Annotated in this window: 16 protein-coding genes; 12 read left to right on the forward strand and 4 right to left on the reverse strand. The window is 30.4% G+C overall.

What is annotated here, in order from left to right:
* Positions 1 to 100: 100 nt before the first annotated feature.
* The 4 genes from DTL3_RS00405 to DTL3_RS00420 all read right to left on the reverse strand — a co-directional run bounded on the left by DTL3_RS00405 (position 101) and on the right by DTL3_RS00420 (position 4,068).
* Complete coding sequence (locus DTL3_RS00405; RefSeq protein WP_045087041.1) at positions 101 to 1,471, reverse strand: tyrosine phenol-lyase; 1,371 nt, start codon at positions 1,469 to 1,471, stop codon at positions 101 to 103.
* 20 nt (positions 1,472 to 1,491) lie between these two features.
* Positions 1,492 to 2,118, reverse strand: coding sequence for a hypothetical protein (locus DTL3_RS00410; RefSeq protein ID WP_144403445.1), 627 nt, complete (start codon positions 2,116 to 2,118; stop codon positions 1,492 to 1,494).
* 272 nt (positions 2,119 to 2,390) lie between these two features.
* Complete coding sequence (locus DTL3_RS00415) at positions 2,391 to 2,765, reverse strand: RidA family protein (RefSeq protein ID WP_045087042.1); 375 nt, start codon at positions 2,763 to 2,765, stop codon at positions 2,391 to 2,393.
* A 718-nt stretch (positions 2,766 to 3,483) separates the two neighbouring features.
* Positions 3,484 to 4,068, reverse strand: a complete 585-nt coding sequence (locus DTL3_RS00420; RefSeq protein WP_052670183.1) for a DUF2179 domain-containing protein — start codon at positions 4,066 to 4,068, stop codon at positions 3,484 to 3,486.
* Between the two features lie 224 nt (positions 4,069 to 4,292).
* Here DTL3_RS00420 and DTL3_RS00425 point away from each other — a divergent pair, with 224 nt between their 5' ends.
* The 12 genes from DTL3_RS00425 to DTL3_RS00480 all read left to right on the forward strand — a co-directional run bounded on the left by DTL3_RS00425 (position 4,293) and on the right by DTL3_RS00480 (position 16,282).
* On the forward strand, positions 4,293 to 5,789 hold the full coding sequence (locus DTL3_RS00425) for a hypothetical protein (RefSeq protein ID WP_045087043.1): 1,497 nt from the start codon (positions 4,293 to 4,295) through the stop codon (positions 5,787 to 5,789).
* Between the two features lie 25 nt (positions 5,790 to 5,814).
* Positions 5,815 to 7,272: a S1 domain-containing protein gene (locus DTL3_RS00430; RefSeq protein ID WP_045087044.1), complete on the forward strand. Its 1,458-nt coding sequence runs from the start codon at positions 5,815 to 5,817 to the stop codon at positions 7,270 to 7,272.
* 131 nt (positions 7,273 to 7,403) lie between these two features.
* A complete protein-coding gene (locus DTL3_RS00435) occupies positions 7,404 to 8,078 on the forward strand; it encodes a response regulator transcription factor (RefSeq protein WP_045087045.1) in 675 nt (224 codons plus the stop codon).
* Entirely contained in the window at positions 8,041 to 9,387 is a 1,347-nt protein-coding gene (locus DTL3_RS00440; protein WP_052670184.1) for a sensor histidine kinase, read from the forward strand. The genes DTL3_RS00435 and DTL3_RS00440 overlap by 38 nt, the downstream gene beginning before the upstream one ends.
* 90 nt (positions 9,388 to 9,477) lie before the next feature.
* Positions 9,478 to 10,611, forward strand: coding sequence for a cysteine desulfurase family protein (locus tag DTL3_RS00445; protein ID WP_045087046.1), 1,134 nt, complete (start codon positions 9,478 to 9,480; stop codon positions 10,609 to 10,611).
* 38 nt (positions 10,612 to 10,649) lie between these two features.
* Positions 10,650 to 11,528 carry a YicC/YloC family endoribonuclease gene (locus DTL3_RS00450; RefSeq protein WP_045087047.1) on the forward strand — a complete coding sequence of 293 codons (879 nt, stop codon included), beginning with the start codon at positions 10,650 to 10,652 and terminating at the stop codon, positions 11,526 to 11,528.
* 100 nt (positions 11,529 to 11,628) lie between these two features.
* Positions 11,629 to 11,916, forward strand: a complete 288-nt coding sequence (locus DTL3_RS00455; RefSeq protein ID WP_045087048.1) for a DUF370 domain-containing protein — start codon at positions 11,629 to 11,631, stop codon at positions 11,914 to 11,916.
* Between the two features lie 3 nt (positions 11,917 to 11,919).
* Entirely contained in the window at positions 11,920 to 12,567 is a 648-nt protein-coding gene (gmk, locus tag DTL3_RS00460) for a guanylate kinase (RefSeq protein WP_045087049.1), read from the forward strand.
* Positions 12,551 to 12,742, forward strand: coding sequence for a DNA-directed RNA polymerase subunit omega (locus DTL3_RS00465; RefSeq protein WP_045087050.1), 192 nt, complete (start codon positions 12,551 to 12,553; stop codon positions 12,740 to 12,742). Before gmk ends, DTL3_RS00465 begins: the two co-directional genes overlap by 17 nt.
* 702 nt (positions 12,743 to 13,444) lie before the next feature.
* Complete coding sequence (serS, locus tag DTL3_RS00470) at positions 13,445 to 14,719, forward strand: serine--tRNA ligase (RefSeq protein ID WP_045087051.1); 1,275 nt, start codon at positions 13,445 to 13,447, stop codon at positions 14,717 to 14,719.
* 7 nt (positions 14,720 to 14,726) lie between these two features.
* Complete coding sequence (locus DTL3_RS00475) at positions 14,727 to 15,428, forward strand: 16S rRNA (uracil(1498)-N(3))-methyltransferase (protein ID WP_045087052.1); 702 nt, start codon at positions 14,727 to 14,729, stop codon at positions 15,426 to 15,428.
* 17 nt (positions 15,429 to 15,445) lie between these two features.
* Positions 15,446 to 16,282, forward strand: coding sequence for a mechanosensitive ion channel family protein (locus DTL3_RS00480; protein WP_045087053.1), 837 nt, complete (start codon positions 15,446 to 15,448; stop codon positions 16,280 to 16,282).
* Positions 16,283 to 16,288 lie beyond the last annotated feature (6 nt).

Genomic DNA, 16,288 nt, shown 5'->3' on the forward strand with positions numbered 1-16,288 from the left:
GTCTAGAAAAAAGTATCAGTTCAACATTGTAAACTCCATTAAAATAAGAACGGAAGAATTCAACAATAAAAAGAAGTATTAACTGAAGAAAATCAAGTTTTTATTCAATGGGTTTGAATCTAGCTGTAAAGAACCTTAAAACTGGGGGCTCATAGACAAATTCCAAACCTTTAATAGAATTCCGCTTATCAAATAAACTAATAACTGAATCAGCAACAACATCCATATGGGAATAAGTATACACCCTTCTGGGAATTGTTAATCTAACAGTTTCAAGTTTTGGATAACGATTTCTGCCTTTTTCATCTCTACCAGCAGATACTATTCCTCTCTCCATTGAACGTACCCCTGAATCTAAATATATTTCCGCTGACAAAGCTTGTGCAGGCAGCTCATCTTGTGATAAATGTGGCAAAAATCTTTTTGCATCTAAAAAAACCGCATGACCTCCCACTGGTTTAATAATAGGAATGCCTGCTTCATCTAACTTATCTCCTAAATATCTTACCTGTTTGATTCTATGCTCAATATAATGAAAATCTAAAGATTCATAAATGCCTGTTGCCATAGCCTCCATGTCTCTACCAGCCATACCTCCGTAGGTGGGCATTCCTTCATACACAACTACTAAAGAAGTAGCCTTTTCATATAAATCTTGATCTCTTAAAGCCAAAAAACCACCAATATTTACCAAACAATCTTTTTTCCCACTCATAGTACACCCATCTGCATAACTCATCATTTCTTTCAAAATTTCTGCTATACTTTTATCCCCATATCCAGGTTCTCTCTCTTTTATAAAATAGGCATTTTCTACGCATCTAGTAGCATCAAACATCACTTTTATACCATTTTTTTCTGAAATTTCTTTAACTTTTCTTAAATTTTCCATACTAACAGGCTGACCTCCAGCCATGTTAACGGTAACTCCAACACAAATATAAGGAATTCTATTTGCCCCAACTTCATCAATTAAATTTTGGTACTTTTTTAAATCTACATTGCCTTTAAAAGGCAACTCAATCTCAGGTTGATGTGCTTCATCTATAATTACATCCACAAATTTACCACCGTTTAATTCTATATGTGTTCTTGTAGTAGTGAAATACATATTTCCAGGAATATAATCACCGTGTTTTATCATAATTTGAGATAAAAGATTTTCTGCACCTCTGCCTTGATGAGTAGGTACAACATATTCAAAGCCATAAACCTCTTGAACAGCATCTCTGAGATGATACCAATTCTCACTTCCCCCATAAGCTTCGTCTCCAATCATCATAGACGCCCACTGATGATCACTCATAGCAGAAGTTCCGCTATCTGTTAATAAATCAATGTAAACTTTTTTTGAAGGAATTAGAAAAGTATTATACCCTGCTTCTTTCAGAACTTGGGCTCGTTCTTCTTTCGTCGTCATTTTTATTGTCTCAACAGATTTGATTTTAAAAGGCTCGGGTGGATACATCATACAAAAACACCTCCTATTTATTATTTTCCTGCAAGAAGACTCCCACTTCTGTAAGTGGGTGATGAATTGCAGTTATAAAACATACCAAATCCTTTCCTAAACATATAGGGCTTAACTAAATCTGTTTTAACTGGCTTAGACATTTCCATTAGCTTAATATATTTACCTTTGTTCTGTACACCTTGAACTGAATATTTTTTGCTCTCAAAGATAACGATATCTTTAGGCTGATAAGCGTATCTTTGCTTACGAATATTTCTTCTGCCTTTTGATTTTTTAGCTCCACGATACTTATGAAGATTTTCTTCATTTAAGTTTTTGTTCCGTGTCCTTCTACCACAGAAAAGCTCTTGTCCTGTTTTAATAGACTTATCTCTTATATCAACATATTTTGCATCATAGAACTTTTCGAGTGAACGATTGTTTCTCCTAATTTGCTCAAAATAGATAGGTTCTATTCTCTGTTGATTAATTCCACCTGCTATGCAAAATGCATCGTTATAATGTGTCTTTTCCAAACCAAGACTTACTCTTTTGGATTTTGTAATATAACCGTAAGTGTAGTCACACATCAGCGCATTGACCAATTTCCATCTTATAGTAGACATAAATGTTGCGTCCTTTAATGGTTTTTGAACAGGCTTCATTCCATACAATTTACCTCCATCAAGGTAAGTCAGGCCGAAGCCTGTAGGTCCACATCGCCAATGTTATAGCAGGTTTAATGGTAACAGCACTTCTCCTACCCCTCAGAGATGTTTAACCATTACCCTCAGAGCATGGGACTTGTGGAGCATCCCACGGTGACTATATATTCTGCTATAACTAATCATTAGCAAAAGCTAATGACATAGGCTAATCAACCGAGCTTGTATTTCTACAGCCCCCGCCTCTAGGGGCGGTGAGTAATTGACAATTTCTATATAGCAATTGCTTCAATTTCAATCAAAGCATCTTTTGGCAATCTGCTAACCTCTATGCACGACCTTGCTGGTGGTATTTCACTGAAAAAACTACCATAAATATCATTAACTTCATTAAAATGACTCAAATCTTTTAAAAAAATGGTTGTTTTTACAACATTACTTATTTTTAAACCTGCAGCCTCTAAAATAGCCTCTAGATTATTCATTACCTGTAATGTTTGATCTCGTATATTCATCTCCACCATCTGACCTGTTTTTGGATCTATGGGAAGAATACCAGAAATAAATAAAAAACCGTCAACTCTCACCGCCTGAGAATAAGGGCCTATCGCTTTTGGAGCTTCTGAAGTAGTAATTTGTTCCTTCAATATTATCCTCCTCCTCATGTAATAGTAATTTACTCACTTTAGAAATTCTAAGGTCTACATTAATTATATATATGTTTCGTATTTGATTTTTTTGCAAAATACTTACCAACTTCTAATCCTCACTAACTCTTAATTTTTTAACTTCTTTTTCTACTTGTACCAAGGGAAAGGGGAGGGCTGCGCCCTGTTACCCTTTTAAATTCAAAAACAATAATTAACCATTGCATTTTTTCTACTTGTACCAAGGGAAAAAGGAAAGGGATTCGCCCTGTTACCCTTTTCAATTCTTTTTTACTTTTTTAATTTGTCTATGAAAAAGAGAGGGTTTATACCCAAATTCTCTATAAATTCAAAACTATATTTTTTGAACTAATATTTCATCAACTTAAAAAAGAATATGAAAGCTCTGTTTATTATATTTTTAGAAGATGAAGGATTTTTTGTAGGAAAGGAGCGGCTCAATAATAAACTAAATTTTATAATCTAACTTAGGAATAGTTTAAGAAACCTCCAAAAGCTTTTGTAACATAAATTAAATGCGCCGCCCTGATACCCAATTAATTTTAAGATTAATTTTTAAAAAAGGATTTATTTTAACCCATTATATAGACAACTTCCCGAAATGACTAATATTACATATTTACTTTTTAACATTTTTTGCAATATGATATTATATAAAATAAAAAATTTCGATAAAAACTATCAATCTCATAATCTTTTATTTTCCGTTTTTAATAAACCTTCCTAACTTTTTGTCTTTAGGGGTTTTTACTGGAAATATTCCCTTGTTAACACTTCTAACCTCAGCAACTGAATAAAAAGCATTAGGATTAAACTCGTTTACTATTTGAATTATTTTATTTAAATCTTTCCTTCTTACAACACTATAAATTACTTTTACAGGGCCTCTAGCTCCTTCTGCATTAATACTAGTTACTCCAAAGTCATTGTCCCTCAAGTACTTTACTAACTGTTCTGCATCCTTATTGGTTATTATCTGTAATAAATTCACTCCCAAAGCAATTTTTTCATCCAAATATGCCCCAAGATAATTTCCACACGCAAAACCAACAGCGTAAGCTATTGCATACAATGGCTTATCTAAATTATTCATAACTTGGGATATGGCAACTAGCCAAACGCTAACCTCAAAAAAGCCCATAACAGACGACCAAAGTTTATATCCTTTTGAAACAAAAATTATCCTAAGTGTCATTAAAGTTACGTCTGTAAGCCTCATTAAAAAAATAATAAAAGGCAAAACCACATAATTAAAAATAGAGGAATCCATCCAAGCTGCCATAACTTCGCTCCTTTCAATTTCTTTACAAAATTCGTTAAATTTAAAATATGCGAGTTGAAATAATCAGAAAAAATATTGAAAATTATTTCATCGTTTCTATATTATCAAGTATTTGTTAAAAAATCAATAGTTTATCTATTAACAATTAATTTGTTTGATATGTTATAATAAAAAAGAATCCGTGTCAAAGTTTTATAAAAACATCAAACGAGGAGGAATTATGTTTGAAGAAAGTTTGCTTTTTTCTAATAGTATTAACAATTTCTTCGCTATGTTTTTCTCTTAAAATAGACAAATATTTTATAAATATTGATTTAATTGATTATAAAGAAGTTGTAGTGCCCTTCGTTTTCGTTAACGATAAAAACTATGAACAAATCATTCAGATAAAAAATCTATCTAAAAACGATTTTGTAGATATTTCATACCCTAAGACAATTTATTTAAACCCTTATGAAACTCAGAATGTAAACTTTGTCGTTTCTCCTACTAAAATAAATGTCGGTTCTTATTTCTTTTTTTTCCAATTCTCTATTGAAAATAATTTTATAAACGAGATAGGAAATATTTATTTTCCTATTTTATTTAGAATTAACATAATTCCTCAATTTGATTATCATCCCACTGTAGAAATTTACAGTGGTGATTTACATATTTCTTACGAAGATAAATTGGGAACTATTTTCCCTTTCACAATTACAAACGATAGCAATCTAATTTTAGAAATTTCAGGAAATTTTAGACTTACTTCTAAAGAAAACTCAAATTTCATTGTAGAAAAACCTTTATTTGAAGGTTACCAATCGGCAATTCTCCCTCAAACAGAAAAAGACTTTGAAATATTTATTGATCGATACCTGAAACCTGGAAAATACCGAATTCGTATGGAATTAAATTATGGGTACAAAAATTATTTACAAGAAAAATATGTATTAGAAAAAGAATTCACCATTCCAGAAACTATATATTTAGATAGAAAAGCTATTAACTTTGTGGTAAATAAAAACAAATTATATATTTCTGTGCCTAAGGAAATGAGCACCAGAGAATATATAACTACTCCACAACAAGAAACCCTAACTATTTTAAATAACGACTATATAGATGCAAATCTTTCGATTGATTTTATTAGTTCAACCGTAGATATTCCTCTAGAAAGAAGTATAAATCCAAAATATATAAGCGAGAATCCCTCAAAAATTTCTCTAAAACCAGATGAAAAAGGAGAAATTAATTTAATTGCAGACTACAGAAGAGCAAACCTTCAAAATTTAGAGGGAGAATTTTTTGGCACTGTTCAATTAATCTCAGAAGGTTACTCGCGAGAAAAAATTTTCTACAATACAACGAAAATCCCAACTGTTATAAACTTTGGTAACAACAAATATGAAGTAAAAAGTAACGTCACATCAATCGAACTAATCCCAATCAATAAATTTAATAAGAACCTAAATTTTAAAATTGATATTGAAAACACAGGTAATTCAACTTTGCTCTATCAGATTAAAATAAACAAATTCAACAAACAAATAGGCAAAAAAGTTGGTGAAGAAATTAGAATACTACCCGAAAAACCGATTCTTCCAGAACAATCAATTTCGATAAACAATCAATTAATTGTTGAATTAGGTGTGGACACCATTATAATTGATATTGAATATTATTCATATACTGATCCAAAAAGCATAATAAAAACTTACAGCTATTCATTCACGTTATAACAAGGAGAATAACAAGGAGAATAAAATGCGTAAAGTCTTCTTTCTATTATTAATTTTCATAACTGGTATAACTGGCTTTTCTAATATTCAAATTACTCTCCCCAATATAGCTTTAAAAGAGGCTTTGAAAGCACTAGAAGAAATTAGTGGTTCAACTATACTAACATCCCCCGATATCAAAGGCACTATTCATACAACAATAAACGCCATAAATCTAGAAAATGCCTTAGATAGTTTATTATACTCAACTAACTATGAATACAAAAAAATAAGTGAAGACCTTTACTTAGTAGGTAATTTTAATATAAAAATGCAAAATATGCAGAAAGAAATTTTACAAATGGAATTTAATAACCTAGATCTGAAAAAGATTCTTAATTTATTAACACTTTTATCAGAAAAAGTTTTTGTAATACAGAACTTAAATATTATTTTATTAAACAAAAATGATGAAATGCATAAATATATAAAAGCTTTATTTGAATTTCTTGAAACACAAGACAAATCAAATGATTATTTTCTTTTCTTTTCCATATATGAGATATCCGACAATGTATATCAATTTCTAAAGGAAAACGAAAAAGTTGAATATGAAAAAACATTTTTTATAAAAAATAAAAAATCTACAATAATTTTAGAAAATAATTTTGAATATCTGACAAGAATAAAAGAATTAGAATATCATCAATTAAAAATGCCTTCTTCCCAAGAAATAACATATTATAAGACACTTACTAACAATAATATCGTACTAGATTTTTCAAATAACAAATTGTTAATAAAACATTTAATAATGAAAGAAAATAACAGTATCCTTTTGAATACTAATGAAATTGGATATTTAGCTATAGAAAATGAAGAAAAATATTATATATTAGCTATAACATATCTAAATTTAAGTGATATATATATAAAAAAGAATCTTGAAAATATTGATAATTCCGAAAGTCTCTTTAATTTTGGAATAGGTTATTTGATTCCTGATGCTAAATTTATAGTTATATCAGGAATCAACCTTGGGAATAATTATATTGAAATATCTTCGAATTTTAAAGAGCATCTCGATTTTTCATTAAGTACTAATTTAGTTAATAATATGAATTTAGGTATCCTTTTTAAAAAAAATTCCAAAGAATCCAACACAAACATTTTTGTTAACGACCTTCAACACTATGACAATTTCGATCTTTATGGAAATATTATTTTGGGAGGAACTGTGAGTTTTTCCAACACCTTAACAAACAGCTTAGATTATATATCATATGACTTGTTAGTTTTAAAAGATATAATCAAAAGCGAAAACAATTCACATATCGTAACATTTGCCCCTGGCGTAGGCATTAAGGTCTCAAGAAATGATAAGTTAAAACCATATATTAATTTTGGTGTCCAATATAAATATAAATTGCTTAAATCAAAAATTAGCCTTCTGTATTATTATCAAATGAATATACACAAAATGACTTGTTCGTTGGAATTTTAACCTACAAAGTTTATTATATTTTAAAATTAGCACCAAATTTAACCAAAAAACCTAAAATTTTATACTAAACGTCAAATAAAAATCCTACAATTTTAAATGAAGAAAATTATTTTTAGAAAGGGGTTATACATATGTGTAAAATAATGGTTGTTGAAGATGATAGATCAATTTCAAGATTATTAGAGCTAGAATTAACTCATGCAGGTTACAAGGTTAAAATTGCAAAAGACGGTGAAGAAGCCTTGGAATTTTATGAAAATTTTAAGCCTCATATTATATTATTAGATATTATGCTACCCAAACTTGATGGCTTTGAGGTTGCAGAAGCAATTAGAGGATATGATCCAGATGTTGGTATAATTATGTTAACAGCTAGGGGTGAACTTGAAAATAAAATTGAAGGTTTAAAAAAAGCAGATGATTATGTTGTTAAACCTTTTGAAATAGAGGAAATACTTGCTAGAATCGAATCCCTACTCAGAAGAATGGGCAAAACTACGGATTATATAAAAGTGGGGGATATCGAAATATATCCCCAAAAAATGCAGGTGATAGTTAAAGGTGATGAAATACATCTAAGCTTAACTGAATTTAACATATTAAAACTTTTAGCAATTAACAAAAATCTTGTTATTTCGAAAGAAAAAATTATGGAAGAGGTATGGGGTTATTACGATGAAGAAAATAACAATCTAGTCGAAGTATATATAAACTATCTGAGAAAAAAAATAAAAAATTCTTCACAAAATATTGAAACGATAAGAGGTGTTGGATACGTCATTAGGGAGAGAAAAAAAGAAACCTAGCGCAGTTTTCAGGCAAACTATAGTTTTTACTTCAGTAACCATGGCGATAGTGTTTGCAATGGTTATAATTATTAGAATATTTTATGTACAATTTACTATAAGAACTTACAGTGATTTATATGCTACAGAATTAAATATAGCAACTGGTAAAAAAGAAAAAACTAATGAACCTCAAGATACTTTAAATCTACTCTATCAGCTCATGCAAGATTCAAATGTAATAAGAAGGAGTCTTGTGTCTAATAAGATTGTCATTCTTGATGGAGTACTAATATCAGACCCGTATGGTTTGATAAAAGACAAATTTAAAATCCCATATCTCCCCTATTTATATGAATATCAAGGATTATACTATCTTTTTATAGGTGTTCCAATTTTTGATTCGTCTTATTTAATTATAGGAAATCCTTCACTTGAAATTACAGCGCTTTTAAAAAGTTTTCGCGAGGTTACAACTCTTATCTTAATCTTTGGTTTTTTTCTATCTCTAGTCGTTTCATATTTTTTGGCGAAAAACACTCTTAAACCTGTTGTTAAAATCTCAGATCAAATTTCAAAAATTGATATTGACAACATAAACCAAAGAATTCCTGAACAAAATACAAAAGAATTCGACATATTTGCAAATAAACTGAATTCAATGCTAAATAGAATACAACAAGCTTTTGAATTGCAAAATCAATTTGTTTCTGATGTTTCCCATGAATTAAGGACACCTTTAACTTCTATCAATGGTTATGTCAAAATGTTGAAAAGATGGGGTAAAAACGACCCAACAGTTATGGAAGAATCATTGGATAGCATAGAATCTTCTAGCGAATACCTAAGTGATTTAGTAGAAAAACTTCTTCTCCTAACAAAAACTGATTATCAGATAGAAAAAGAAGAAATAAATTTATATTCAGTAATAGAAGATATTCTAGATTTTTTTAAACTTTCCCTCCAAGAATTTTCGGTGCAGATAAAAGGAAAGGACTTCAAAGTCAATACTTCTAAAGAATATTTATCTATAATATTAAAGGTACTTATAGAAAATGCGATAAAATATTCTAAAGATATCAAAAAAATTGATATAGAATTAAATCCTTTACAAAAGAAGTTAATAATTAAAGACTACGGAATTGGTATAGAGGAAGAAAAGTTAAAAAACATCTTTGAGAGATTCTATAAAGCTGACTCTTCAAGGTCTCAAAAGGGACATGGTCTAGGGCTTTCTATCGCTAAAAAACTAGCAGACGCATTAGACATAAAAATTACTGTGGAATCAGAAATAAACAAAGGAACTACATTCACTCTTCATTTCAAATAATAGAAAACTAATAATTTAAAAGGTAATAAGGGTCAAGCTCTCTCCCCTCACTACAAGTAACAACATAGACAAAAGGAGGAAAATTGTAAATTGATTTATTTTGACAATAATGCTACTACACCGGTAGACAAAGAAGTAGCAGAAGTTATATTAAAATATATGACTGAACTATATGCTAATCCCAATTCAATACATTCGTTTGGTGTTCAAATTGAGCAATATCTTGAAGAATCAAGAAAGACTATCTCAGAAATTCTACAAGTATTGCCTACAGAAATATTTTTTACATCTTGTGCAACAGAATCTATTAACACGGTTATACGTGGTGTTGCAAGAGCCAATAAGAACATAGGAAAAAGAATAATTACTTCTACAATCGAACACTCAGCAGTTATCAACACGTTAAAAGATCTAGAAAGAAATGGATTTGATGTAATATACATAAATGTCGATAAAACTGGAGTTATTGACCTTGAACAACTTGCAAATTCAATTAACCAAAATACTATCTTGGTCAGTTTGATGCTTGCAAATAACGAGATCGGTACAATTGAACCCATCAATGAAGCATATAACTTAGTAAAGAAAATAAATAGCAATACATATTTTCACATAGATGCTGTACAAGCCCTAGGAAAAATACCCTTTAATATTGAAATCTTCAAATGCGATTTTGCTTCTTTTTCTGCACACAAATTTCACGGTCCAAAAGGAGTTGGGATATTGTATAAAAAGAGAGGCACAAGAATGTACCCCTTACTTACTGGCGGTACACAAGAAAATGCGATGAGAGCAGGAACACAAAATGTACCAGGAATAATTGGAACAGCATTAGCTTTAGAAAAAGCTGTAGATCAACTAGAATACATGAAAACTTATATTAAACAAATAAGAAATTATTTAGCTGATAATTTAGAAAAGATTGGAGCCAAAATATTAACCCCTCTTGAAAATTCAATACCCAACACATTAGGCTTTTTCTTTCCTAACATTCGTGGCGATATTATAGTCAATGCTCTTTCAGAAGAAGAGATTTTTGTTTCTACTACATCCGCTTGTGCAAGTAAAACTCGCACAGAAAGTAGGATAATGAAAAGTTTGGGATACGATGACACTAATGCTAAAGGTTTAGTAAGAATTAGCCTATCTCATCTAAATAATCTTAACGAAGCAGAAATATTTTTAAATAAGTTAAAAAATATTCTTAATTTTTTGAATTATTGAATTTTTAATGTATAATATTAGTAAAAGGGGGTTTAAAAATGCGGAGTATGACTGGTTATGGTAGAATAAACAAAAATATTGGGGATTATGGGTATAACTTGGAGATCAAATCACTTAATTCAAAATCATTAAATTTAAATGTAATAATCTCTCCTATTTTTTCACCTTTAGAAATTAACATTCAAAACTTTATAAAAAAGCACTTTCAACGCGGTAGAATTAACATATACATAGATATTAAACTACTAAAAAGTGACGATGTCATAGATATAGATTTAGGATTAGCTAAAGCATATTACAATGCTCTTAATGTACTTGCAAATGAATTACACCTATCTGGTGAAGTAAATTTAGAAATATTACTTAAATTTAAAGATATACTAAAAGTTTCTTTAACAGATGAAAAGATAGCTCAAATATGGTGCGGATTAGAAAAAGTGTTAGAAGAAGCTACTAATATAGTTATTAACTTCCAAGAAGAAGAAGGTAAAAACTTAGAAAAAGTGATTGTTGAATACTTAAAAGAAATGAAAAGAATTGTTGACGAAATAAGTCAACATGCAGATAAAATGAAAGATACATATAGAGAATTAATTAACAATAATTTAAATAGTTTACTAACTGATTTTACTAATATAGATGAAAAAAGAATGGAAATGGAAATTACTTTGTTATCTGAAAGATCAGACATAACCGAAGAAATAGACAGACTTAACAGTCATATAAAAAGATTCAAAAATTTGTTAGAAAGCAGCGAACCTTCTATAGGCCAAGATCTAGACTTTATTTGTCAAGAAATGCACAGGGAATTTAACACCATAGCTTCCAAATCAAAACTCTTAGAGATCACTAATCTTTCGTTAGAGGGGAGATCTTTAGTAAATAAAATAAGAGAACAGGTTCAGAATGTTCATTAAATATATAATAATTGTTTATAATTGCTTAACTTTTAATATTAATTAATGTGTGGATAATTATGATTTTATGTTTTTGATAATTTTTTTGGAGGTGCTCTCTATGTATGGATTAATCAACATTGGATTTGGAAACTTGGTGGTGGGAGACAGAGTGATAGCCATAGTGAACCCTAGTTCCCAACCTTTAAAACGACTCAAAGATATAGCAGATCAACAAGGTAAGCTTCTAGAAGTCAATCACGGAAGAAAAACAAGGGCATACATTATTACTGACTCTGGTCATGTTATAGCTAGTGCTATTCAACCAGAAACAATTACCAATCGTTTTTTACAAAATTTCTACGAAATAGAAAAAGTACTTGACAAAATAAGAAAGGAAAATTTCTAAAAAATGCACGGATTACTATACGTTATTAGTGGACCTTCTGGAGTAGGAAAATCAACTCTAATAAAAAATGCATTAAAAAGTTTGAATGGATTCGATTTTTCAGTCTCTTACACAACTCGCCCTAAAAGAGATGGAGAAACAGAAGGAATTGACTACTTTTTTGTAGATGAAAAAACTTTTTTTGAAATGAGAGACAAAGACGAGTTTTTAGAGTGGGCTAAAGTTCACGGTAACTATTATGCTACTTCAAAAAGTTTTGTAGAAAAGAAATTAAAAGAGTGTAGAGGATTGGTACTCGATGTTGACGTACAAGGTGCTTTAAATATTCAAAAAAAATACGAAGAAGCCATCTATATTTTCATCCTTCCCCCTTCTATTAAAGACCTAGAAAAAAGATTAAAAAATAGAGGAACTGAAACTGCTGAAATAATGCAGATTAGATTAAATAACGCTAAATGGGAAATGTCAAAAATCGATAATTTCGATTATATTGTTGTCAACCATGAGGTTTCCGAATCGTCACAACAGCTTACATCAATTTTGGTAGCAGAACAGCTAAAACGCGAAAGATACAATGAATTAACCTCACAATTTTTCTTCTTTAAAAAACAAGAAACAGAAGGAGTGAAAGCCAATGGATTTAGAAATTAATTACGATAAAATATTAAATATTGTAAAACTAAAGTTTGCTGTTCCAGTTATAGTAGCAAAAAGAGCAGAAACCTTAAAAAATATAGATCAACTAAAGGGTGTTTCGCAGAAAAAAGATTATGTTGCCATAGCTTTAAAAGAATTAGAAGAGGGAAAAATAGTATTGAAAAAATAGAAAACCAGTTTATTATAGGGGGCGCTGCCCCCTATATGTGATATTAACATAATATGATTTCAATTATAACGGGTCTAGGGCGAAGCCCTCACCTACCTCGGTACAAGTACCAAAATCAATTGTTTATTAATGTTTTTGAATTTATAACGGGTCTAGGGCGGAGCCCTCACCCGCCTCGGTACAAGTACCAAAATCAATTGTTTATTAATGTTTTTGAATTTATAACGGGTCTAGGGCGGAGCCCTCACCCGCCTCGGTACAAGTACCAAAATCAATTGTTTATTAATGTTTTTGAATTTATAACGTCATTCTGGCCGATCTCTAACCACCCTCGTTACAAGTACCAAAACCAATTGTGTATTAATGTCTTTGAATTTATAACGGGTCTAGGGCTGAGCCCGCACCCCCTTTGGTACAATTACAAAAAGAATTGTTTATTAATGTTTTTGAATTTATAACGGGTCTAGGGCGGAGCCCTCACCCACCTCGGTACAAGTACCAAAATCAATTGTTTATTAATGTTTTTGAATTTATAACGGGTCTAGGGCGGAGCCCTCACCTCCCTCGGTACAAGTACTAAAGATTAAAAAAATTAAAAGTGGATAATTCTTTTGTAAAAATAATCAAATAAGAAAATATACATATAATAAGAATTTTGAAACTTCTGAAGACATTATAACAATATTCAATAGGAGGAAAAAAATGGTAGATCTTAAGTTCATAAGAGAGAATCCAGATATTGCTAAAGAAGCCTTAAAAAAGCGAAACAATGATACTACTTTAATCGATGAGATAATCAACCTTGACGAAGAAAGAAGAAAGCTGTTAAAAGACGTTGAAGCCCTAAGAGCTGAAAGAAATAAAAATTCAAGCCTAGTGGCAAAATTAAAGGCTGAAAATAAATCAGCTGAAGCAGAACGTTTGATTGAACAAGGAAAAGAAATCTCTGACCAAATTAAAAATCTAGAATCAGAATTAAAAGAAATTGATGAGATGCTTAACAATAAATTACTTTATATTCCAAATATACCTGATAACTCTGTACCCTACGGCAAGGACGAAAATGATAACATTGAAATACGAAAATGGGGACAACCAAGAAAATTTGACTTTGAACCGAAAGCACATTGGGATTTAGGACCAGAACTGGATTTATTAGACTTTGATAGAGGAGCAAAATTAAGTGGTTCAAGATTCACGATTCTAAAAGGAGATATAGCCCTATTAGAATTAGCCTTGATAAATTTCATGGTAAACCTTCACACCCGAGAACATGGATATAAATTCATCATGCCTCCTCATTTAGTTACAAAAGAAACTATAACTGCCACAGGTCAACTTCCAAAATTTGAAGAAGATCTATATAAAACTACAGTAGATGAACTATACTTGATCTCAACGGCAGAGGTACCTTTAGGCGGAATGCATAGAAATGAAGTACTTGAAATGAAAGAGTTGCCTCTTAAATATGTATCGTATACCCCTTGTTATAGAAGAGAAGCTGGAAGTTACGGTAAAGACGTTCGAGGAATGATTCGCCAACATCAATTCGATAAAGTTGAACTTTTTTGGTATACAACCCCAGAAGAATCTAACCAAGCTTTAGAAACATTAACCTCACATGCTGAAAAAGTTTTACAACTTTTAGGTTTGCCGTATAGAGTTATAGTATTGTGTAGCGGAGACTTAGGGTTTGCTGCTGCAAAAACTTATGATATAGAAGTATGGCTGCCTAGTTATAACAATTACAAAGAAATTTCCTCTTGCTCTACTACAAAGGATTTTCAAGCTAGAAGAGGAAATATTCGATACAAAACAAAAGAAAACAAACTAGAATTTGTTCACACGCTCAACGGTTCAGGACTCGCTGTAGGAAGAACTTTAGTTGCAATTATGGAAAACTATCAAACTCCTGATGGGAAAATTGAAATTCCTGAGTTACTAATTCCCTATATGGGCAAAAAATATATAGGTTAAAACCATAATGCCTAACGTTTTTTATGGCAAAAAAAATAATGATAAAATTTTTTTAGATGAAAAAGAAACCTCCCATTTAAAGGTTGTTAGAAAAATACCCGGCGAAGAAATAAACGTTATCACTGGGGATGGTTTTGTTTATACTGCAATAATTGATAGTATTAAGAAAAAAGAAACAATTTTGTCTATTAAAAATAAGACATCTGTAATGGAAAATTTTACACCTTATTTATCAATCTACTTTGGAATGAGCAAATGGGATAGAACACAAATTTTGTTGGAAAAGTTGGTAGAACTCAGAGTAAATGAATTTAACGTTTATTTTGGAGATAAAAGTGAAATTAAGTACATAAATTTAGAAAAATTTCAAAGAACCATAATAGAAGCTTCCAAACAAACGATTTATGCGTCAATACCTATTATAAACATGATTAAATTTGAACAAATACCTCAGGAAAATACCATAGTGTTGGATTTTGTTGATAACAAAAGAACCTTTAAAGACTTTATAAAATACAGGGATGAAAACCAAAAAATAAATATCGTAATCGGTCCTGATGCCGGATTCTCTAAACAAGAAAAAGAATTCTTTTTTGATAATAATTATCTAATAATAAACTTAGGAAAAGCTATTCTTAGATTTGAAACAGCCGCAATTTATGCTGTTTCTGCCATCAATTATGAATTTAACAGGTTATATCAAAATTAATAACAGGGGCGATTTATATGGATGAATGGGTTAAAACGATTATAATTTACTTAATTAAAATAGGTATTAGTATTCTAGTTGTTGTACTAGCAAAATATATAGCAAAGTTGATATATAAAATTATCCTCTCAACTGCTGAGAAAAGTGGAAAAGTTGCTATTAGCTATAAAAAATCGCTTATGACTTTGATAAATACTGCAATGTATATATTAGCAGGATTTATAATAATCTCTGTAATATTCACTAACCTCAGTGCTTTTTTAGCAGGGTTAGGAATAGGAGGGGTTATAATAGCCTTTGCTGTACAAGAACCTTTAGGAAACTTAATATGTGGATTTCTAATCATGTTGAACCATTTAGTCGTTGATGGTGAATCTGTAGAAATCGATGGTATCGGTGGAACTGTCCAAGAAATTGACATAAACCATGTTGTACTTAAAACTTTTGATGGAAAACTGATCCATATTCCCAGCAAACAGGTTTGGACAAATAAAATCATACACTATTGGCCTGAAGATATAAGAAGAAATGAAATAAAGGTTCGAGTTTCCTATAAATATGATATAAACCTAATCACCACAGTTTTAGATGAAGCTATAAGGACCTCAGAACTTGTTTATATAGATGATGATCACCAACCTGCAATTGTCTTTGACAGTTATGGTGATTCATCAATGAATTTTATAGTTAGATTTTGGGCTAAACGAGATAATTTTATAAGTTCAACTACTAGTGCTGCAGAATCTGTAAAACAAAAGTTTATGGAGAACAACATTGAAATACCTTACAATCAAATAGATTTGCATATTAAAGATGTAAACCCACAATTAGTTCAAAATAAAGATAGAAATTGAAAAATC

This window comes from Defluviitoga tunisiensis, assembly GCF_000953715.1.
In the GTDB taxonomy this organism is placed as follows: Bacteria; Thermotogota; Thermotogae; order Petrotogales; family Petrotogaceae; genus Defluviitoga; species Defluviitoga tunisiensis.